Raw genomic sequence first — 22,099 nt, forward strand, 5'->3', positions numbered from 1 at the left:
TTTAAAAATAAGCAACTTACAACAACGCTTGTTTTAGTATAGATATGGGGTGAAATGCCACGCGATTTGTACCATCTTTAATCTGATGTCTGCAACTAGTGCCATTGGCAGAAATTATAGTTTCTGCGGTAGCTTTTCTAACAGCCGGAAACAGTGTTTGCTCACCTATTTGCATACTCACCTCATAATGTTCGGTTTCATAACCAAAACTTCCAGCCATACCACAGCAACCACTTGGAATAATGGTTACACGATAGTTTTTGGGTAAATTTAAAATATCAAAACTTGTTTTCTGATTGCTTAGCGCCTTTTGATGACAATGCCCATGAAACTTAATAGTTTTGGTTTCTGTAGTAAACTGATCCGGTTTTATATTTCCTAATATGATTTCATTTTGAAGAAACTCTTCAATTAAAAAACAGTTTTTAGCGAGCTTTTTGGCTGCATCTTTATTATCTGCTAATTTGATATACTCATCACGAAACGTTAAAATAGCCGATGGCTCGATACCGATTAATGGTGTTGTTTCTGAAATAACTTCGGAAAAAATAGACACGTTTTTATTAGCAACTTTTTTAGCCTGTTCCAGAAACCCTTTAGACAAAAAAGCACGACCAGATTCCTTATGTTTTATAAATTTCACATCGTAATTAAGAGCCTTTAAAAGTTGCAAGGCGTCTTGACCAATTTCGGAGTCTAGGTGATTTGTAAATTCATCATTAAAAATATAAACGATTTTAATTGAATTTGAGTTAATAATATTATTTACAGGCTTTTGACTGTATTTATATAAACTAATACTTGACAGTAAAGGTAAACTTCTTTTAGCAGCTATTCCTAGCATTTTTTTAATAATAGAACTTGTTACTGCATTTGAAAACATAAAATTAGTAACACCCGAAAAACGCCTTCCATAGGAGTTCAATTTATTGTTATAGGCGAATAGTTTCGTCCGTAAACGACTTCCATTTTCCTTCTGATATTGATACTCAAATTCCGCTTTTAAACTCGCAACATCCACACTGCTTGGACACTCACTTGCGCATGCTTTACAACTCACACATAAATCAAAAACAGCCTTTAATTCATCATGATTAAACTTGTTCGCTTTATTGGAAGTCGTTAAAAATTCACGTAACGCATTGGCACGTGCTCGTGTGGTATCTTTTTCATTTCTGGTGGCACGATAACTTGGACACATGGTTCCGCCAAATTCAGGTAGTTTTCTACAATCGCCAGATCCATTGCATTTTTCGGCTTCCCGCAAAATTCCTAATGATGCCGAAAAATCTAAAACGGTTTCAATTTCGGGCTCATGACGTCCTGGAACATAGCGTAAATTGTCATCCATGGGAAACGCATCAACAATTTTACCCGGATTGAAAATAGCATTAGGATCGAAAGCGTGTTTTATCCGTTTTATAATAGCATAATTTGCATCACCAATCATAAGTGGTATAAATTCAGCTCGAACAATACCATCACCATGTTCGCCACTCATAGAACCTTGATACGACTTAACAAGCTTAGCTACATCTGTGGTTATTTTTCGGAATAAAACAACGTCTTTCTTTTGCTTTAAATTTAAAATAGGTCGCAAGTGCAACTCACCGGCTCCAGCATGTGCATAATAAACCGCCTTTTGGCTATAGCTGTTCATAAGCTTGGTAAAATCTGAAATATAATGTGCCAAATCAGGTATGGCCACGGCGGTGTCTTCAATACAGGCTGCCGATTTTTTATCACCAATCATGTTTCCCAACAGACCTAGTCCAGCTTTTCGTAATTCCATAGCTTGATTAATGGCATTACCTTGAAGTACCACTTGCGCATAACATAATCCTAAATTAGTAATAGCTACACGCAGATTTTGGATTTGTTGGTTTAAATCTGATTCTGAATGAGCTCTCACTTCACACATTAAAATAGCTTCTGGATCGCCTTCAACAAAATGTCTATTTTCCTGTTGTGTTTTATTGTGTTTGGTTAAATCTAAAATGGTTTTATCCATCATTTCGCAGTTATGCAAATCATGACACATAACAGTTTCAACGGATTTCAAACAGGATTCAATAGAATCAAAATGCAAGCATATTAAGGCAGATTCCTTTGGCGGCAATGCATCTAATTGCAATGTTATTTCAGTTGTAAATGCTAAAGTTCCTTCGCTTCCAGATAATAGTTGACACATATTGAAGCGTTTATTTGAATTTGAAAACACATCCGAATCAATTAATTTATCAATAGCATAGCCTGTATTTCTACGATGAATTTCTGGTTTTGGAAATTCTTTTATAATTTCAGATTGAACAATTTCAGAAGCAAGTTCTTGATAAATTGATTTATAAATGTGTCCTTCCAATGTGGGCTGACGTTTTTTTATAAGAAATTCTTCTTTTGAAATTTCTGAAAAAATAGCATCACTTCCATCGCTTAAAATAGTTTTAAGTTGCTTTACCTTATCTCGTGTAACACCATACTGAATGGACGTCGTTCCCGATGAATTATTGCCTACCATGCCACCAATCATGCAGCGATTTGATGTGGACGTATTTGGTCCGAAAAACAAGCCGTACGGTTTTAGATAATTGTTTAACACATCCCTAACTACACCAGGTTGAACGGTTATGGTTTTTTCAGTTTCATTAAAACGTATAATCTGATTAAAATGTTTGGACACATCAACTACAATTCCCGTTCCCACACATTGCCCAGCTAAAGATGTTCCAGCAGTTCTAGGAATTAAAGCTGTTTGATGCTTTTTAGCAAACTGAATCAGCGTTTTTAGGTCATCCTTATCTTTCGCGTATGCCACTGCAAGCGGCAACATTCTGTAAACAGATGCATCCGTTGCGTATAATGATTTCATTAAATCATCAAAAAAGAATTCACCTTTTAGAGTTTGTTTTAATTCTAATAAATACTGCTTCAATGTATTAGTTATTTATGGCACTTTAAAGCTAACAAGAATTTCAATATAATAGCAGTTTTAACGTTATTTTTACAAAAAATATGGGCTAATATTTTATATTAAACGTAGATATAGTAATTAAACAATTAAAAAAAATTATGAAGAATACATGTATGGCTATTTTAGTCGGTTTAGGTTTTATTGCAACAGGTTTTGCACAGGAAATTTCTAAAAATGCTATTGGTTTGCGTTTAGGCGATAGCGATGGTTTTGGTGCTGAAGTATCCTACCAACGCGCCATAGGCGACAACAATCGTTTAGAATTTGATTTAGGATGGCGAGATGGAAGTGATTATGATGGTTTTAAATTAGCTGGATTATACCATTGGGTTTGGAATATTGAAGGAGGTTTTAACTGGTACGCTGGACCAGGATTAGGTTTTGGTGCTTACAGTTTTGACCATTATCACGGCCGAAAAGACAGTGATGCTTTTGTTTTTTTAGCGGGTAATATTGGAATTGAATATAGTTTTGACTTTCCTTTATTATTATCACTAGATTTTAGACCAGAATTAGGTTTTGGCAATAGTGATTTTGACAATAACGATTTAGATTTTGATATTGGACTTGGTGTGAGACACCAATTTTAATAGCTTATTACAACAATAACTTAAAGCACGTTTTAATTGACGTGCTTTTTTTTACATTTGTTTTATGGTAAAAAAAACTTTAGCAATTATGGGTGCTGGCATGGGTTCCAGATTTGGAAGTCTTAAGCAAATACAACCCGTTTATGGCAATTTTTCCATCATGGATTTTAGCATTTATGACGCCATGCAAGTGGGCTACAATCATATCGTTTTTATAGTTCGGGATGAAATTGTAGAGCTTTTTAAAGACCGCTATGCCAACAAATTACCTAAACATGTTTCCTTGGATTTTGTCATTCAAAAAAATGACTTATCAGATTCCCGAACACGCAAGAAACCGTGGGGTACTGGACATGCTTTATTAGCTTTAAAAAAAACTGTTACCACTGACTTCACCTTAATAAATGCCGATGATTTTTACGGTAGAAACGGCTTTCAGCTCATGCATGACGCGTTGTTTAAGGATACTAATTTGAATCATTATTTGGTTGCATATGCATTAAAAAATACCTTGTCCGACAATGGAACAGTTTCGCGTGGCATTTGTCATGTAGATAAAAATCAAAATTTAATTAGCATTGAAGAGCTTACGGCTATTATGAAGAATGATGCAGGTGAAATTATATCTCAAACTAATTTAATGTCTGAAACCCTAAATCCAAACTCCTTAGTGTCTATGAATTTCTGGGGCTTTAAACAATCCGTTTTTAATGTTGCAAATGATTTGTTCCTGAAATTCTTACATACGATTACTGATTTTGAAAAAGACGAATTTTACATCACCTATATTATTAATCACCTAATTGAAAATAATTCAAATAGTATTAAAGTATTAGCAACAGACAGCTCTTGGTTTGGCATGACCTATTCAGCGGATGAAACTTCAGCACGTGAAAATATTCAAACACATATAGACAGCAATTTCTATCCCAAAAAATTATGGTAGACCATGCATAAACTAGATAACATCTGCGAGGCTTTTGGAATAGAAACGCCTTTAAAGTCAATTGAAACGTTACAATCTGGACATATAAACGATACATATTTGGTCGCCCAACAAAATGACGAGAAGTTTATCATTCAAAAGTTAAACAGTCTTGTTTTTAAAGATGCCAAACCTGTTATTGCCAATAAAATTGTGGTTTCAAAACATTTACATGCGAATTACAAAAAAACAAACTCACATTATCAGTCGGTAAATTATTTAAAAACGACGCAGAATGCCTATATATTTCAGGATGAAACGTGCTATTGGAATGTTATGCAATTTATTCCCAATGCTATTACTATGGATAGAGCAGAAACACCCGAAATAGCATTTGAAGCAGGAAAACTATATGGCGATTTTATTTTAAATACGGAGTCTATTTCACCAGAATCCATTACTGAAACATTAAAAGATTTTCATAATGTGCCTTTTAGGTTCACACAATTTGAAACTGCTCTAAAACTTGCAAAATCTAATCGGTTAGAAGCAGCTGCCGATTTAATAGCGTTCGTAAAAAAGCATGCAACAAGCATGAGTGCTCTTGCCAGTTTGCAAGCTAAAAACCACTTCCCTATTCGGATTACACATAATGATGCTAAATTATCCAACATTCTATTTGATAACCAAAATAAAGGTTTAGCGGTTATTGACTTAGATACGGTCATGCCTGGATTAGTACATTATGACTTTGGGGATTCTGTACGTTCCATTTGCACCAAATCAACGGAAGATGAAACAGATTTATCTGAAATTTACATTGACTTAAAGTTGTATGAAGCCTATTGCAAAGGCTTCGCTTTAAAAACAAAGTCTATTTTAAAACCAGAAGAAATTGAAAATCTACCTTTAGGAGTTCAAACCATCATTTTTATAATGGGTTTACGTTTTTTAACCGATTACTTAAATAACGATATATATTATAAAACGGCATATGAAAATCATAACTTGGATCGCGCATTAAATCAATTTACGTTGTTACAATCCGTACTTGACAATTTGGAATCCATAGAGCTTATTACGAAGCAACATTTTACATAATATCGCGCAATATTTCATTTTTCCTAGGTGTTTCCCAGGTTCCTCCTGTAAAATCAGGGATTTTTGTACTCGCGCTATTATTGGCTACAGACATTTCGGATAACGGTGTAATAGCACTCCACATAACACTATCATATAAATTAATATCTAAAGGTAATCCTTGATTTAAGCAACGCATCATTCTATAAATCATTACGAAGTCCATTCCGCCATGACCAACGGCATTGGCATCAATTTGCGTTCGTAGTTTTTTCCAAAGTGGATGATCATAGCGTTCGCGATAATCTTTGTATTCTTCATCTTTTAACCATGAATGTCCCCACTGCAATTCCTCATGACCAACATATAATCTGGATGGATATCCTTCATGAACTGCTTTTGTTCCTGTAACCGTGTTTAGTCTGGAATAAGGTCTTCCCGTATGTGTGTCAAATTGAAGCATAATGGTTTTACCTTTTTTCGTTTTAATTAACGAGGTATTCATATCCCCACAAGCAAATTTTTGGGTTTTATAATTTTCTGTTTTTGCAGCTTCACTTAAACTTTGTTCTCTAGAACTCATACTCACCAAATGATCATAGTTATCACCACGACCAATATCCATATAGGCGCTCACAGGACCTAAACCATGACCCGTATAAAAATTCCCATTATTGGTTTCATGATGTTTTATGCGCCACTGATTTTCATAATAATTTGCATCGAGCATATGCTTCCGTAAATCGTGAATATAAGCACCTTCGGCATGATTAATATCTCCAAAGACGCCTTCATTAATCATATTTAATATCCAGAGTTCTTCGCCATTAAAGCAGCAATTCTCCATATACATGCAATGTTTCTTGGTGCGTTCGGCTACTTCAATAAGTTTCCAGCAATCGTCCAAGGTCAAAGCCAATGGCTGCTCGCAAGCAACGTGTTTATTATTTTCCATACCATATACGCACATTTCCGTATGGAAATTCCATGGCGTTGCAATAATTAGAATATCAATATCGTCCCGTTTGGCCATTTTTTTCCATGCCTTTTCATCACCAAAATACAGATCGGCACCTTCGGGTTGGATTGTTTTTAAGTAGTCGTTATTTTTTGTGACTTTGTCTTCTTTTAAATCAGAAAGGGCTACAATTTCAGCATGATTGTGTTTGATTAAATATTCAAACATCTGAATTAATACAGAGCCTCTATTTCCCATACCAATCATACCAACACGCACCTTATCAATAGGTTTGTCGGCAAAATTCACCATATTTCCTTGCGCTTTATTGGATCCTAATAAGGCATTTACAGCATCGACTTCTTGAAGATTTTCGCGATTATTTCCAGCAAGTAATGTGGGTGTAAGACCTAAAAAAAGCCCAGCTCTTGCTGATAGGTTTAAAAATGATTTTCTATTCATTTTATAGCGGTTTTGAAGTTTACCCCAAGTTATAAAATAAAAGTAAATAAAAAATTTTCTTTACTAAAAAGTAAGTTAGTTTAGGCCTTTACTATTGGCTAGCGTTTTTTGATAAATAGACTCATATTGATGAACTATTTTAGAAATCTCAAATTTACTAGCTTGTTTTGTAGCCTGAAGTTTAAAAGTATTAAGTGTCTCTGTATCCTTTAAAATAGCCAATGCATTTTTACTCATGTCTTCAATATCACCAACATCACTTAAATATCCAGAAACACCTTGGATATTTACTTCTGGTATTCCTCCTGAATTACTAGAAATAACAGGCACTCCAGAAGCCATAGCCTCTAAAGCTGCTAAACCAAAACTCTCGGTTTCCGAAGGTAAAATAAACAAATCTGAAAAACATAAGATACGGTCAACTTCATTACTATTTCCTAGAAATACGACTTTATTTTCTATGCCTAAATCAATTGCTAATTGTTCTGCTCCTTCTTTTTCTGGACCTTCACCAACCATCATGAGTTTGGCAGGTATTTCTTTCTGAATGTTGTAAAATATTTTAACAACATCGGCAATGCGCTTTACTGGTCTAAAATTACTAACATGCGTTATAATCCGTTCATCTTCGTGAGCCATCATAGCTCGCTGGCAATCGGAAAAAGGACTGTTATATTTCCCAACATCTATGAAATTGGTAATAACTTCAATGTCATTTTTTATATCGAATAACCGAAGCGTATCACGTTTTAAACTCTCTGAAACGGAAGTCACAGCATCCGATTGATTAATACTAAATGTGACAGCTGTTTTATAAAAAGGATGACTCCCCACCAACGTTATATCTGTTCCGTGCAAGGTTGTAACAATGGGTACGTAAATACCTTCTTCCTGAAGCATTTTTTTCGCCATATAGGCTGCATAAGCATGAGGAATAGCATAATGAACGTGTAACACTTCTATTTTATGAAGCTTTACCATGTCAACTAACTTACTGGATAGCGCTAACTCATAAGGCTGATAATGAAATAACGGATATTCTGGGACTGTTACCTCATGGAAATGGACATTACTACCCAAAAGCTCTAAGCGAACCGGTTGTTTGTAGGTAATAAAATGGACTTCATGACCACGTTTTGAAAGCTCAATTCCTAATTCTGTAGCTACAACGCCACTACCTCCAAACGTTGGATAACACACGATTCCTATTTTCATTCCCTTACTTTTCTATTAAAATTTCAATTTTTGATATCTATCAAACTTGGTCGTAATAAAACGATTTTCTATACAAACTGATTCAAAATTAATCGATAATCGCCTCATAAATTAATTCTTGAATGTCCGTTCTAATATTTTCCTTTAATAGCGTGTTTGTTCCAGCATTAGGATAGGTTCTATTGGCTAAAAACACATATACAATTTCCTCTTCTGGGTCTGCCCATGCATAAGTACCTGTAAACCCGGAATGTCCAAAACTAGACATAGAAATACAACCACAAGTTGGGCCAGACTCCCCTAATTGCGGCTTATCAAAGCCAACGCCTCGACGGTTATCTTTATCGCAATAAAAACACGTGTTGAATTTATCTAATGTTTCTGGTTTAAAATAGCGCTTTCCGCCATAAAAGCCTTTCTGCAAATAGGTTTGCATAATTTTAGCAACATCATTAGCATTACTAAAAATTCCTGCGTGACCACCTACGCCTCCTTGCATGGCTGCTCCCATATCATGCACATAACCTTGTACTTTTTGATAACGGTAATAATCATCTATTTCTGAAGGCACAATATTTATATCACTAAATTTACTATTTGGATTGTACGTGGTGTGATTTGCACCTATTGATTGATAAAAATGATCCTGAACCAATTCATCTAACCCCTTTTCGTAGTGTTTTTCTAAATATTTTTTAAGAATGTAATACGGTAAATCACTGTAACGATAGCGGAGGCTTTTTAATAAATCACTTTCTCTAATTATTTTTTGCATACTATCCTGATAATCGGCGCGCATGTATAATTCATTAGCCACTTTCACCGTAAATTTCCCGCCAAATTCTTTTCGATAATATTTAGGGTTTGGTTGTTTATTAGCGTCTAATGTTGCAAAATAAAATGGAATCCATGGACTTAAACGTGCATAATGAGACAGCATTTCCTTGATCGTGATATTCTTTTTATTAGAATTGGCATATTCCGGAAGTATTTTGGATAGTTTGGTATCCAATGAGACAATACCTTTTTCCTCCAATTCCATTAATAAAGGTAGGGTTGCCAATATTTTTGTTAATGAAGCTACATCATACATATCATTAAACTTCACAGGTTCTGCGTTGGCATCATAGGTATGTTTTCCAAAGTTTTTATTATAAATAACTTTACCTTTTCTGGCGACAAGTAACTGTACACCCGGTGTCATTTTTTCATCAACAGCACGTTGGGCTATTGCATCAATTTTATGAAGCTTTTCTGTGCTCATACCAACACGTTCTGGAATAGCATAGCCTAGTCGTGATAAACTTGACAATGTTAATCCATTGCCAACCACATAACCATTGCCAATAGAAACGGGTAAAGTTCCTTGTGCTTGTACAGCGCCAAAAATAATTTGGGCAGACGCATCCTGCGCAATTGGACTATTTTGATAACTCACGACAAGACCTTCAATGTTTTCTAATGTTTTGACGTTTAGTAATGCGTAAGGTCTTACAAAAACATCAAGTATAACGGTATTGGTTCGGGCTATTTCATAAAGCCAAACTAATTCTTTATCCGAAAACTCAAAACTTTTCCACGGATTATCATTGGAACGATGAAAACCAATGATCACGGTATTGTACGCCTTTAGTTTCTCTATAATTTCATCTAAATTATCGCCAGAAATTTCATGGACTTTTCCATATTTCTGGAGGCCTTTAAGAAAATGAGAACCATCATCATCTCCTAATTTTACATAGGCGATTTTTTTAGTTTCCAAATTGCGAATTGGTAAAATATCACCTTTATTTTTAACAACCGTAATGGCATTTTCCATGAGCTTTTCATAAAGCACATCATCTTTTGGTCTGTTTAAATCAGCCAATAGGTTTTCTAGTGCAACTGGTTTAAACTTATTTAGTCCAACCTTATACTTCGATTTTAATATCTTTTTAACTGAATGTGCTAATCGCTCTTCAGTAATTTCACCGGAATTGTAGGCATCTCTTATTTTATCAATTGCTTTTGGTACATCTTCAGAAATTAATAAAATATCATTTCCAGCTTGAAAGGCCGCTAAATCAATATCACCAGGACTATCGAAGTTGGCAACCCCTTTCATATTCAGGGCATCCGTAAAAATAAGTCCTTTAAAGCCAAGTTGCTCTTTTAAAATATCTGTAATTACATGTTTGGATAATGAAGTTGGCAAACCATTTTCAGATTCCAAAGCAGGCACATTTAAATGTGCCACCATAACACTAGAAACGCCATCTTTTATAAGTCGTTTGTATGGGTAAATCTCTATAGAATCTAATCGTTTTAAATCGAAATCTAAAGTTGGTAATGCTTTATGCGAATCGGTATCCGTATCACCATGACCAGGAAAGTGTTTGGCACTTGATAAAACACCAGCACTATGCATACCTTGCATAAATGCCGTAGCTTTTTCAGTTACATTATCACGATCTTCTCCAAACGACCGATTTCCAATAATGGGGTTTTTAGGATTGATATTGATATCTATATCTGGAGCAAAATTAAAATGTACGCCTAATCGTTTGCAATGCTCACCAATGTGGTATCCAGCTTTGGCAACCAATTGGTTGTCTTCAATAGCACCAAGCGTCATATTCCAAGGAAATGCATACGTAGAATCTAAACGCATGCTTAACCCCCATTCTGCATCCATACCAACTAATAGTGGCAATTTTGAAACAGCTTGCAATTCATTATTAAACCGAGCTTGATTGATTGGATCTCCTTTTGAAAAAATAATGCCACCAATATGATTATTCATAACCATTTGGCTGATTGTATTTTCATGTCTTAAATCCATGTTCGAAAATGCTTGAACCATAAAAAGTTGGCCAATTTTTTCATCTAGGGACATACCTCCGTATATACTATCCACCCATTTCATCTGCGCTTGAGCATCAGCGGTTAATAATGGATCTACAGCTTGTGCATAAACAAACGAGTTTGAAACACTAAAAAGAACTAAAAGAATTAGTAAACGCATATATAAAAAGGAATTATTATTTAGATGTACATTAAAAACAGTGCCAAATTACCAATTTTAGACAAAAGTAACATAGACTTTAAGATAGATTTATAACGTAATTATTGCGGAATTATTGATGTCATTTTCCTTTTCAATTTAAAATTATTTGAAATATTTCATATAAATCAATTATCTCAAATTTTTATAGACTTAAAAGTGTAAAGAGCAAAACTATCGCTTAAATTAAAAAGGAATTAAAAGTTAAATAATCTATTTAACAAAACGTGAATGCCAGCTTTCACTTGCCGGGACTTCCCAATATTCTTTAAATTCAGCAATATTATTCACCAAGTTATTAAATACGATTGTGTTTTTAGAAACGGCTCGATCTTTTGCCATTTGCCGGAAATCGGTTAAGGTTTTATAAGCAACAAAATCCCCTTGCTTATAAGACACATTCATTTTATCCATTAAACCCACATTATATTCCTTTTCCAATCCTTGAATAAAATGAACAGATGCATCAATAGAACAGCCCGTTGCTTTATTTAAGTTTTGATTTAATGCTAAGACAATAAATCGCTTATATTTAATGGTATAACCAGCCTGTAAATCACTTCCGTGAGCCGTCCAGTTTTCTACAAAGGTATTGAGTTTAGTCTCAATTTCTTCCAATTCAATATCTGTGAATGTGCGATTTGCTTGGTATATCCAAACACGTGATTCGTCTGGTAATGTATTAAAGTCTACTAGCATTTTTTATTTTTTTTAGTATTACTAAAAACTGTTGTAAGTCCCATTATTAATCCAAAAAAGAAAAAATAGAACAAAAATTGATTTAAATTGAAGGGTTCCTTATCTAGGTAATCGAAAGCAGCCATGCTCAGGGCAAATATAAAACCTTGGATTCCACCTGAAATTAACCCTTTTTTTATATTTTTTGAATTAATTTTCATAATAATCATGGTTTGTTATTTTGATTCTGCAAAACACCTCTCGGTTTTCAATTCCATGAAATTTATTTTTTCCGGTTACGAAGACGTACGAAATCAAGAACCAAAACGCCAATACCAAAAAACACAAATTGATAAATATATTTTACAAAGTGGGCTACATCATCAACATAATAATCATAAGCATAAATAGAACCAGCAACTGCCAATGCTGCTATTACGGCAGAAATGTAGTTTGCTTTTTTCACTACTGATCCTTATTGCGTTTCTGTTCCTCTTTTTGCACCTTTCGGTACGCCATATACGCGTTAAAACAGCCAAATAGGACAAAGTGTAATGCAAATTTTAATATTGAAAATTCGCGTCCCATAAAATAATCGAATGTCACCATGACAAGGGCAAACATGATTCCAGAAATAACACCTAATTTTATATAAGTTTTATTTTTTTCAAAAAAGCTCATAATTCTATAAATCTTCAGCGTTAGCAATTAGTTCCGCAATATCCATAACTTCAATATTAGCTTCTTGGTCTTTGGCTTTAACACCATCGGTCATCATCGTATTACAAAATGGACAACCCGCAGCAATAATTTCAGGTTTGGTTTCCATGGCTTGTTCTGTACGTTCTACGTTTATTTCTTTATCGCCTTTTTCAGCATCTTTAAACATTTGCGCACCTCCTGCTCCACAGCATAATCCACGACTTTTACAGCTTTTCATTTCTACTAGTTCAGCATCCAATTTACGAATTAGATCACGTGGTGCTTCATAAACACCATTAGCGCGACCTAGAAAGCAAGGGTCATGGAACGTAATTCGTTTGCCTTTAAATTGGCCACCTTCAATAGTTAAACGTCCATCTTCTAATAAGGATTTTAAAAATTGAGTATGGTGCATAACGTCATATTGCCCTCCAAGTTCTGGATACTCATTTTTCATGGTATTGAAACAATGCGGACAAGTGGTTACAATTTTCTTGATTTCGTAAGCATTCATTACTTCTATATTAGTAACGGCTTGCATTTGAAATAGAAATTCGTTTCCACTACGTTTTGCTGGATCGCCAGTACAACCTTCTTCGGTTCCCAGAACAGCAAAATCGACATTTGCTTTATTTAAAATTCGGACAAAAGCTTTAGTTATTTTCTTGGCTCTATCGTCAAAACTTCCAGCGCAACCAACCCAAAACAATACTTCTGGTTGTTTGCCTGCTGCCATATATTCTGCCATAGTTGGCACTTTTAGTTGTTCGCTCATAATAAATTCTTATTCATGTTGACCATCATCAAAAACTTGGATGGTGACTTTTTTATCGACTAAATCTGTAAATTTCCCTTTGTATTGCGTGGCCTTTACCAAATGGTTATCTATCCAGTGATAATTGCCGCCTCTTGGTTTACCCATTAATAGGCTATGGAATTTAAATCCATGTTTATGTAGCCATTTTTCAGTAACATCCCGGTGGTCTTCAGTTCTGGAAGTGAAGAAACAAATTAAATGACCTTCGTCATACCATTTATTGCAGGTTATTAACGCATCTGGATAGGGTTCACATGTTCCCATGCGTTCAGGTTCTTCATTTGGCACATCTTCTGTAATGGTACCATCAATATCTATTAAATAATTTTTTACGCCTTCCGGTAAAATAGGACTTACTTTCTCGCCTGCTTCAACCTTTTCATGCAATAATTTATCTGCGTCTTCTCTTTTCATGCTATTCCTGCTTTATTCACTATTTTTTTGAAGGCTATCATTTTCGGTTTCCTTATTCATTTCTAAAAAATCATCTTTAGAGATTCGGATAATTATAGCGAGTTTCTTAATGCCGTTTTCCAAAATATTATCTGGATTGTAGCGTTCATTATAGGCGCGATTTAAGGCTTCGTTTCCAATATTAGTTGTTTGTTTTTCAGAACAATAATCGCAAAAAACCGTTATTAGTTTAATATCCGCTGCTTCCCTATTTTGATACGTGATTTCCGTATAAACTTTTATTTGTAAAGAATCCTTTGCATAACCTTGTGCGTGCATACTATTGATTCCAATAAAAAATACACAAACTAAAAGGCAATATGTTACCAAGCTATTTTTAATATTTTAAATTTTATCAAGATTAAATAATCTGAAAACATTTGAAAAAACAGTACCAAAACCCATTCCTATTAAAATACCACTAATGAAAAGATCCTGTTTGCTTCCAAAAAAATGATAACATAAACCCACCGCAAAAATAATAATTCCTATAAATACAATTGTTTTAGGTTGATACCAAAATTTATTCATGTCTTTACTCGTTTTTCCAGTTTAAGCGATCCATTTGGTTATAAGGCCAAGGTGCCGCGTTATTTTCTATATTTGTCATCATATTATTTAATTCCATTGGGGCTGCACTTTCTTCCATTACCAAATAACGACGCATATCCATAATAATAGAGAGTGGATCAATACTTACCGGACAGGCTTCCACACAGGCATTACAGGAAGTACAAGCCCATAATTCTTCACGTGTTATATAATCGTCTAATAATTGTTTTCCATCATCTTGAAAAACGCCTTTATTAGCATCTATATTTTTACCTACTTCTTCCAGTCTATCTCGCGTATCCATCATAATTTTACGAGGCGATAGTTTCTTGCCTGTTAAATTTGCAGGACATTCACTAGTACAACGTCCACATTCTGTACAGGTGTAGGCATTTAATAATTGTACCCAATTTAAATCCTGTACATCACTAGCGCCAAATTTTGCAGGCACCTCATTTTCATCTTCTTCAGCTGGTGCAGCATACGGATCGGCATCGGGATCCATCATCATTTTAACCTCTTTAGTAACAGCTTCTAAATTATCAAGCTGCCCTTTTGGCTTCACCTTACCATAGTAGGTGTTAGGAAATGCTAATAGAATGTGTAAATGTTTTGAAAAATATAAATAATTAAGGAACCCTAAAATCCCTAAAATATGCAACCACCAAGCTGCGCGTTCAATTGCGTGAATCGTTGCCTCTGGTAATCCGCTAAATAGTGGTGCAATAAATTGGCTAATAATATTTCCCGATTCCATACTTTGGAATTTAAGATCTGTTGCGTTCATTACCAGGAATAATGCCATTAACACCATTTCAATATATAAAATGATATTACCATCATTTTTTGGCCAACCTGTCATTTCCGCTTTCCAAAAACGCTGTATTTTAATCACATTTCTACGCAACCAAAAGATAATAACAGAAACAAATACTAAAGCCGCTAATATTTCAAAAGATCCAATAAGGAAGCCATACACCGATGTCCGTAATATTTCAGAAAAAATTCTGTGTGAACCAAAAATACCATCAATAATAATTTCCAAGACTTCAATATTAATTATAATGAAACCCACATAAACAATAACATGGAGAAATCCAGAAACGGGGCGTTTCACCATTTTACTTTGGCCTAAAGCAATATTAATCATGTTTTTCCAACGTTGTGATGTATTATCACTCACGTCCACATCTTGGCCTAGTTTAATGTTACGAAGTAGTTTTTTGACATTTTTAGCAAAATAGCCAATACCAATAATTAAGGCAATGGCAAACAGTATGTTTGGAATATAATTCATGGTTGGTTTGGTTTATTCTCTTGGACTTTCAGGCTTTTCGTAATCGTCTTTATTTTTTCCTCCAAATACAGATACATTAACGTAACGTTTTGGATTAAGTTTAACATCCTGCAACAGTTCTCTTAACTGTAGAGACGCTATTTCCAAGTTATTGTAAAGTTTATCATCCTTAAGTAATTTCCCCATTGTACCTTTTCCTTGTTCCACATCAGACAACAAAGCGTTCACGTTTGCTAAAGTGTTATCTAAATTAGCGAGGGTTGTTGAAAGATCCACTTCTTTTAAGCCATCTGTAAAAGTTGCTAGATTTCCACTTATGGAATCGAAGTTTTTTATTACTGCCGATAAATTTTCATCGTTTTTTTGCACCAAAGCCGTAACGGAATTAGATAGAATATTAAACGATTTAATAGTTTCATTTAATTCCGCAATAGCATTTCTTAATCCTTTTTCCGAATCATCTCTTAAAATATCATTAACACCGATGAGCAAGGTGTCTGCCGATTTTAAAGTTGTACCTAAATCTTGACTTATATCTGAAAAATTACCAGTTAATTGTTGGACTAATCCCATTTCCACTTCAGACGGGAAAGTCGTGCCATCTTCTGCAATTTCGCCGTTATTAGGGTCCACAATTGCAATAGCATTATCGCCTAATAAACCTGATGAATACAAGCGGATTTTACTATTTCTAGAAAGTTTCAAATCATTATCAACCGTAAAAGTAACACGGGTTTTAGCGGTTTCTGGAACATATTTAATTTCTTTAATTTGACCAACCGAATTTCCTTTTATTGTAACGGGAGAAGATGATGCTAGCGCATTATAATCAAATTCTGTATAGTAGGTATTAGCGCCATCCAACAGGTTTTTGCCCTGAAGGAAATTAATTCCAAAAATTAGAAAAACGATTCCTGATAGGACTAATATGGCAGTTTTAACTTCTTTAGATAGTTTCAAATTGATGATATTTGGTTATTAAACAAAATTAGAAATAAATTAATAAAGAATGTACTTAATTAGAAGATGTTTTTAGCACATTCGCTAAAGGTATGAGTTCTCCGTTTTTAAAAGCCACAATAAAACAGCCATTATAACCCTTGGCATCCGCTTCATTTTTATACCGCTTAGCCACATTATAATCTGACGTATCACCAAAATAATATTTATAAAGATTGCCTATTTGTTCTTTCGATATGGGATCCAACCCTTTAAAATTATAAGGTTTAGTCACAATATTACGCGAGCTTGCAGCAATTTGAATTTTAAATGTTATGCCTTCGTAAACATCAGGTATCTCTGTTGTTTTAATTGCATTTGCAATAGATTCATTCAATATTTCCGGTTGAAAAGAATCGCCAACATTACTGTCTAAATTGTTTTTATAATGCAGAATGGCGTCTTTTATGGCCATAGACATTTCATGTTGTCCTTTACCTGAATTGAGATAAGCACCTTCTGGTTTATAAGTTAAAAAACCCGTTTCAATTAATACACTTGGCATATACGTATTATGCAACACCCAAAATCCTGCTTGTTTAACACCACGACTTTTTCGGTTGAGTTTTCCTGTGAAATTAGTTTCAATATAACTTGCCAATTGTATGCTTTGATCCAAAAACTCCTCCTGCATAAGTGTTAACCCTATTAAAGATTCTGGTGAATTAGGGTCGAAACCTTCATAATGCTTCTCATAATCATCCTCCAAGAAAATAACTTCATTTTCTTTTTTAGCAATATTAAAATTTTGTTCATTGGCATGTAAACCCAACACAAAAGTTTCCGTTCCATGCGCACTATTTGTAAAAGCATTGCAATGAACAGACACGAATAAATCGGCATCGGCTTTATTTGCTATGGCAGCACGTTCACGTAATTTCAGGAAGACATCTGTTTTTCGCGTGTAGATAACTTCAATATCTTTATTTTTTTCTAATTCCTTACCTACTTCCAAAACAATATTTAAAGCAATATTTTTTTCCTTGTAACCATTCCCTAAATTACCGGGATCATGACCACCGTGACCAGCATCCAAGACAACTACAAATTTATCGGACTTGCTTTGCGAAAAGACGGAATTAACAGAAGAAACTGTTAAAAGTAATGTATATAATAAGAAAGATATATAGGTATTCGTTTTCATATAGGATATAACAACTTTTTTAATAGTTTATTTTAATTTTGGAATTTTTGGATATATTAATTTAATCACAAAAAATATATGTAATTTTGGCAATTCAAAAACCGAGCCATACTTTTACAAAAATACATTTAAAAGCGTTGCGTACAAACAACTTTCACATACTTTTTGCCCTAAGTTTTACAGTGTTTATAAACACGTTTGGCTTTGCTCAAGATTTGCCAAAATCGGGAATACAGGTAGAATCAAGCACCGATAACGATAGCTTAAATGTGAGTGTTGGTGATGCTTTAAAACCAATAACCTCTGAAAAAGGACAAGACTCCACGCTTAATGATACGGTAAAGCCCAAGCAAGAGTTGCTTACGGGCCCCATAAAATACAGAGCTACAGATTATACATCCTTTAATAATAAGGAACAAAAATTGTACATGTACAATGAAGCAGAAGTATATTATGAAGACATGGAACTTAAGGCTGGAATTATTGTTATTGATTATAATACCAATACAGTTTTTGCAAAAGGAATTATAGACTCCACAGGGTTATACACGCAAGCGCCTATTTTTAAACAAGCAGAAAATGAGGTGAAACCCGATTCTATAAAATTTAATACGGTTACAGAAAAGGCTTTAATTTATAATTCCAACACCCAACAAGGCGATATTAAAATATTTGCGCCTATTACCAAAAAAGTAAACGATTCTGTTATATTTCTCTATAAAGGTCGTTTTACAACAGCAAAAGATATTGAAAACCCAGAGTACTATTTTCAAGCGAGTAAAATAAAAATTGTACCTGGCGAAAAAATTGTGGTAGGAGTTACTAATATGGTAATAGCCGATGTACCAACGCCTTTAGGTTTACCATTTGGTTTTTTTCCTTTAACAAATAAGCAAACATCAGGTGTTATTATTCCTACTTTTGGAGAAGAAAGTAATCGTGGGTATTTTATTCAGAATGGTGGTTATTATTTTGCGTTAAGTGATTATTTTGATTTGGCTGTCCTCGGTGACTATTACACAAACGGTAGTTATGGTTTACGAATGGAAAGTGCTTATGCCAGCAGGTATAAATTTCGTGGTAACTTGGGATTTCGGTATGAAAACCTCATTAATAGTGAACGTGGTTTTCCGGACTATGGAAAATCCAATATTTATAATATTCGTTGGTCCCATGCACAGGACCAAAAGGCCAATCCAAACTCACGATTTTCAGCATCCGTCAATTTAGGAAGCAGCAAATATTACCAAACATCTATAAATCAGGTTAATGCTCCTAGTTTTTTAAATAATACATTAGCATCATCTGTATCCTATGCCAAAACCTTTCAAGGTGAACCACAAGTTAATTTAAGTGCTACTGCTACCCATTCGCAAAACACAAATACTGAAGTCATTAATATGACATTACCTACTGTTCAAGCTAGTGTAAGTCGAATTTTCCCTTTTGCACCGAAAGAAGGGATTAAGAAAGGTATTATTCAGAATGTTAATTTTCAGTATAATGTACGTGCCGAGAACAGAATAGAAACAACTGATTCGCTATTCTTTAAAAAAGAAATGTGGGATAGTGCAGAAAATGGTGTGCAACACAGTATTCCATTAACAACAAATTTTAAAGTTTTCAAATATTTAAGCTTAAGTGCTGGTACCTCTTATGATGAGACTTGGGTTTTTGAAACGGTTAATAAATATTATGATCCTGATGAAAAGAAAGTAGTTACAGAAACTGAAAAAGGTTTTGATGCATTCCGAACCTATAATTTTAGTACTAGTGTTGGGACCACCTTATATGGAATGTTCGATTTTAGAAAAGCAGGCAAAGACCCTAAAATTCAACAGATTCGTCATGTTATGAGGCCATCCATGAGCTATAATATTAATCCGTCTTTTAGTAATTATTACCAAACTTATGAGGTGGTAAGTGCAGATGGTTTAACCGTTACAGAAGAGGAATATACGCGTTTTGAAGGTGGTATTTTTGGTATTCCAAATAATCGCTATTCTAGTTCAATAGGCATGAGTTTATCTAACAATATAGAAGCTAAAGTACGCGATAAAGATTCATCAGCAACAGAAGCTAAAAAAATAAAACTCCTTGACAACTTAAATTTTTCAACAGCCTATAATTTGGCGGGAGATTCATTAAACTGGAGTCCATTAAGAATGTCTGGAGGTACACAGATATTAAACAATAAAATGTCTATTAACTTTGGAGCAACGTTGGACCCGTATGCTTTAGATAATAACAACTCCAAAATTGATAAGTTTAATATTGATAATGGTGGTAGTTTATTCCGATTAACAAGTGCCAATATTACCATGAGTTACTCCATTTCTAGTAATGATTTTGATGGCACAGAAAACGACCGAAGTACAGCAGAAAATTTGCGTAGCGGTGGTCGTGCCGATGATTTATTTGGTCGAGCACAAGATTTTTCAGACCAGAGCTATTATGACAAAGACGATGATGATAAGGAACGAACACCTAGCAAGTTATATACCAATAAAATTCCTTGGAATGTTAAATTTGCCTACGCTGCTAATTACACGAATACACGAAGAGAGAATGAAATATCATCACATTCACTCATGTTTTCTGGTGATGTAGAAATTGCGCCCCAATGGACTTTTGGAGCTTCATCGGGTTATGATTTTAAAAACAATGGTTTTACTTACACCCAATTACGTTTTGAGCGCGATTTATTAAGTTGGCGCATGAATTTTAGCTGGGTTCCTTTTAGCACTAGAAGTTCGTGGTATTTCTTTATTGGGATTAAATCCAATATCCTGAAAGATATTAAATATGATAAACGACGCCAGCCTGACCAACGACTATAATGTATTCCAACACGATTAACTAATATACTTTTAAGATGAAAACAATTATCAACACGAAACACGCTCCTGCTCCAATTGGACCTTATAACCAAGCCGTTTTAGTAGGGAATATGCTTTATACCTCTGGACAAATTGCTATTAATCCCGTAACAAACGAATTAGTTTTGGATACTATAGAACTGGAAACAGAACAGGTTATGCAAAACATAAAGGCTGTTTTAGAAGCTGCTGACATGACTTTTGAAAACGTTATTAAATCAACCATATTTATAAGTGATATGGGTAATTTCTCAAAAATCAATGCGGTTTATGCAACATATTTTAATTCAGATACAGCACCAGCCCGTGAAACCGTAGAAGTTGCCAATTTACCAAAATATGTAAATGTGGAAATTAGTATGATGGCTGTCAAATAGCAATCTTAAAAAGCCATAGACCAGCCAAAACCCAACTTATTACTGTCCGAACCAATATCTTGAAAAGTAACCGAGCGTAAATAAGACAACTTTACAGCTTGTGTTTTTGTAATTGGTGCTCCAAACGATATGGCTCCTAAAAAATCTCCTCGTGCATCATTTTGTGATACACCATCAATTATTGCGGAACCACCACTTCCTAATCCAGCACTTGCAGAAACCCACATCCTATTTTTAAATCGGTGAATTAAATGCGATTGCACGGCATATAGTGGATTTTGTTTCTTTTCTTGATGATTAAAAAACTGGTTGTTCGTCGTGAAAATAAAGACGGAAGTTGTCAGTTCATAAGACCACGCCCCCCAATTATGGACCATTCCTATTTGCGGTCTAATAATAAAACGATTATTACCTAAATTAATTAAGCGATCCTCCGCATACTGCCCCAAAGGAAAATTAACGGCTAATGACACACCTAACATGGTATTTACTGGGTTGGCTTTTATATATTCCATCATTTCAACCCTATTCATGGCATTGGGTCCAATTAAATTTAAAGAAACGCGAATCCTAGGATCCGCAAACCCTTGTCTGTTAAGCGTTTTAGGTTCTCCAGAAATTTTACCATCCCATTTTCCAAAAACATAAGGAATTGTAACATCCACACGCGCTAATTTGTTCCCAATTTTAAAAGGCTGTACATAAGAAACGGCAATAATGTCCATATTTTGTTTTACATCTTCAGTTTGCAAAACCGGATCAAAATAAACATCACTGTCAGCAAAGGCATAACCTGCACCAATAACATGCGTTCCTAATGGCAAAGGCGTCCAACGACGTGGCTCTATGTCCTGTGAAAATACATAAGAATTTAAACCCATTAACCACAGAATAATCCAAAAATTTCTAAATGTATTTTTACTCATAAAATTATTAGATTTATCAAAAGATCATTTG

Annotated in this window: 21 protein-coding genes; 5 read left to right on the top strand and 16 right to left on the bottom strand. The window is 34.5% G+C overall.

Annotated features, from left to right (window positions below; translation table 11 throughout):
* Window positions 1-16 precede the first annotated feature (16 nt).
* Window positions 17-2,869: an FAD-binding and (Fe-S)-binding domain-containing protein gene (locus ACFPH8_RS07625; protein ID WP_376859993.1), complete on the bottom strand. Its 2,853-nt coding sequence runs from the start codon at window positions 2,867-2,869 to the stop codon at window positions 17-19.
* Between the two features lie 200 nt (window positions 2,870-3,069).
* Between ACFPH8_RS07625 and ACFPH8_RS07630 the strand changes: the two genes are divergently transcribed.
* The 3 genes from ACFPH8_RS07630 (at window position 3,070) to ACFPH8_RS07640 (ending at window position 5,587) form a co-directional block, all read left to right on the top strand.
* Complete coding sequence (locus ACFPH8_RS07630) at window positions 3,070-3,561, top strand: hypothetical protein (protein ID WP_376859844.1); 492 nt, start codon at window positions 3,070-3,072, stop codon at window positions 3,559-3,561.
* A 64-nt stretch (window positions 3,562-3,625) separates the two neighbouring features.
* Window positions 3,626-4,507 (top strand): sugar phosphate nucleotidyltransferase, encoded by an 882-nt coding sequence (locus ACFPH8_RS07635; RefSeq protein ID WP_376859846.1) that lies wholly within the window; start codon window positions 3,626-3,628, stop codon window positions 4,505-4,507.
* Between the two features lie 3 nt (window positions 4,508-4,510).
* Window positions 4,511-5,587 (top strand): phosphotransferase enzyme family protein, encoded by a 1,077-nt coding sequence (locus tag ACFPH8_RS07640; protein ID WP_376859848.1) that lies wholly within the window; start codon window positions 4,511-4,513, stop codon window positions 5,585-5,587.
* Here the strand turns inward: ACFPH8_RS07640 and ACFPH8_RS07645 are convergent.
* The 14 genes from ACFPH8_RS07645 to ACFPH8_RS07710 all read right to left on the bottom strand — a co-directional run bounded on the left by ACFPH8_RS07645 (window position 5,580) and on the right by ACFPH8_RS07710 (window position 17,886).
* Window positions 5,580-6,986 carry a Gfo/Idh/MocA family protein gene (locus ACFPH8_RS07645; protein WP_376859850.1) on the bottom strand — a complete coding sequence of 469 codons (1,407 nt, stop codon included), beginning with the start codon at window positions 6,984-6,986 and terminating at the stop codon, window positions 5,580-5,582. The genes ACFPH8_RS07640 and ACFPH8_RS07645 overlap by 8 nt on opposite strands.
* 75 nt (window positions 6,987-7,061) lie before the next feature.
* Window positions 7,062-8,201 (bottom strand): N-acetyl-alpha-D-glucosaminyl L-malate synthase BshA, encoded by a 1,140-nt coding sequence (bshA, locus tag ACFPH8_RS07650; protein ID WP_376859852.1) that lies wholly within the window; start codon window positions 8,199-8,201, stop codon window positions 7,062-7,064.
* 88 nt (window positions 8,202-8,289) lie between these two features.
* On the bottom strand, window positions 8,290-11,205 hold the full coding sequence (locus tag ACFPH8_RS07655) for a glycoside hydrolase family 3 N-terminal domain-containing protein (protein WP_376859854.1): 2,916 nt from the start codon (window positions 11,203-11,205) through the stop codon (window positions 8,290-8,292).
* 252 nt (window positions 11,206-11,457) lie between these two features.
* Entirely contained in the window at window positions 11,458-11,943 is a 486-nt protein-coding gene (locus ACFPH8_RS07660) for an ABC transporter ATPase (RefSeq protein WP_376859856.1), read from the bottom strand.
* Window positions 11,937-12,143, bottom strand: a complete 207-nt coding sequence (locus ACFPH8_RS07665; RefSeq protein WP_376859858.1) for a hypothetical protein — start codon at window positions 12,141-12,143, stop codon at window positions 11,937-11,939. The genes ACFPH8_RS07660 and ACFPH8_RS07665 overlap by 7 nt, the downstream gene beginning before the upstream one ends.
* A 62-nt stretch (window positions 12,144-12,205) precedes the next feature.
* Window positions 12,206-12,388 (bottom strand): hypothetical protein, encoded by a 183-nt coding sequence (locus ACFPH8_RS07670; protein WP_248399390.1) that lies wholly within the window; start codon window positions 12,386-12,388, stop codon window positions 12,206-12,208.
* Window positions 12,388-12,603, bottom strand: coding sequence for a hypothetical protein (locus ACFPH8_RS07675; RefSeq protein ID WP_248399388.1), 216 nt, complete (start codon window positions 12,601-12,603; stop codon window positions 12,388-12,390). The genes ACFPH8_RS07670 and ACFPH8_RS07675 overlap by 1 nt, the downstream gene beginning before the upstream one ends.
* Before the next feature lie 4 nt (window positions 12,604-12,607).
* Complete coding sequence (locus ACFPH8_RS07680; protein WP_376859860.1) at window positions 12,608-13,399, bottom strand: (Fe-S)-binding protein; 792 nt, start codon at window positions 13,397-13,399, stop codon at window positions 12,608-12,610.
* A gap of 9 nt (window positions 13,400-13,408) precedes the next feature.
* Window positions 13,409-13,855, bottom strand: coding sequence for an LNS2 domain-containing protein (locus ACFPH8_RS07685; protein ID WP_248399384.1), 447 nt, complete (start codon window positions 13,853-13,855; stop codon window positions 13,409-13,411).
* Window positions 13,856-13,867: 12 nt separating this feature from the next.
* On the bottom strand, window positions 13,868-14,173 hold the full coding sequence (locus ACFPH8_RS07690) for a hypothetical protein (RefSeq protein WP_376859862.1): 306 nt from the start codon (window positions 14,171-14,173) through the stop codon (window positions 13,868-13,870).
* Window positions 14,174-14,239: 66 nt separating this feature from the next.
* Entirely contained in the window at window positions 14,240-14,425 is a 186-nt protein-coding gene (locus tag ACFPH8_RS07695) for a hypothetical protein (protein ID WP_376859864.1), read from the bottom strand.
* Between the two features lie 4 nt (window positions 14,426-14,429).
* Window positions 14,430-15,743: a 4Fe-4S dicluster domain-containing protein gene (locus tag ACFPH8_RS07700; RefSeq protein WP_376859866.1), complete on the bottom strand. Its 1,314-nt coding sequence runs from the start codon at window positions 15,741-15,743 to the stop codon at window positions 14,430-14,432.
* 12 nt (window positions 15,744-15,755) lie between these two features.
* On the bottom strand, window positions 15,756-16,703 hold the full coding sequence (locus ACFPH8_RS07705) for an MlaD family protein (protein ID WP_376859868.1): 948 nt from the start codon (window positions 16,701-16,703) through the stop codon (window positions 15,756-15,758).
* A gap of 55 nt (window positions 16,704-16,758) precedes the next feature.
* Window positions 16,759-17,886 (bottom strand): N-acetylmuramoyl-L-alanine amidase family protein, encoded by a 1,128-nt coding sequence (locus ACFPH8_RS07710; protein ID WP_376859870.1) that lies wholly within the window; start codon window positions 17,884-17,886, stop codon window positions 16,759-16,761.
* Between the two features lie 86 nt (window positions 17,887-17,972).
* Between ACFPH8_RS07710 and ACFPH8_RS07715 the strand changes: the two genes are divergently transcribed.
* Together ACFPH8_RS07715 and ACFPH8_RS07720 are read left to right on the top strand one after the other, a co-directional pair.
* Complete coding sequence (locus tag ACFPH8_RS07715) at window positions 17,973-20,726, top strand: putative LPS assembly protein LptD (RefSeq protein WP_376859872.1); 2,754 nt, start codon at window positions 17,973-17,975, stop codon at window positions 20,724-20,726.
* A 35-nt stretch (window positions 20,727-20,761) separates the two neighbouring features.
* The gene (locus tag ACFPH8_RS07720; RefSeq protein ID WP_376859874.1) at window positions 20,762-21,142 is read left to right on the top strand and encodes a Rid family detoxifying hydrolase; all 381 of its coding nucleotides are present in this window, start codon (window positions 20,762-20,764) and stop codon (window positions 21,140-21,142) included.
* A gap of 5 nt (window positions 21,143-21,147) precedes the next feature.
* Here the strand turns inward: ACFPH8_RS07720 and ACFPH8_RS07725 are convergent, their stop codons facing one another.
* Window positions 21,148-22,068, bottom strand: a complete 921-nt coding sequence (locus ACFPH8_RS07725) for a transporter (RefSeq protein WP_376859876.1) — start codon at window positions 22,066-22,068, stop codon at window positions 21,148-21,150.
* Window positions 22,069-22,099 lie beyond the last annotated feature (31 nt).

Origin of the sequence: Bizionia hallyeonensis (genome assembly GCF_042657385.1) — a bacterium.
In the GTDB taxonomy this organism is placed as follows: domain Bacteria; phylum Bacteroidota; class Bacteroidia; order Flavobacteriales; family Flavobacteriaceae; genus Algorimicrobium; species Algorimicrobium hallyeonense.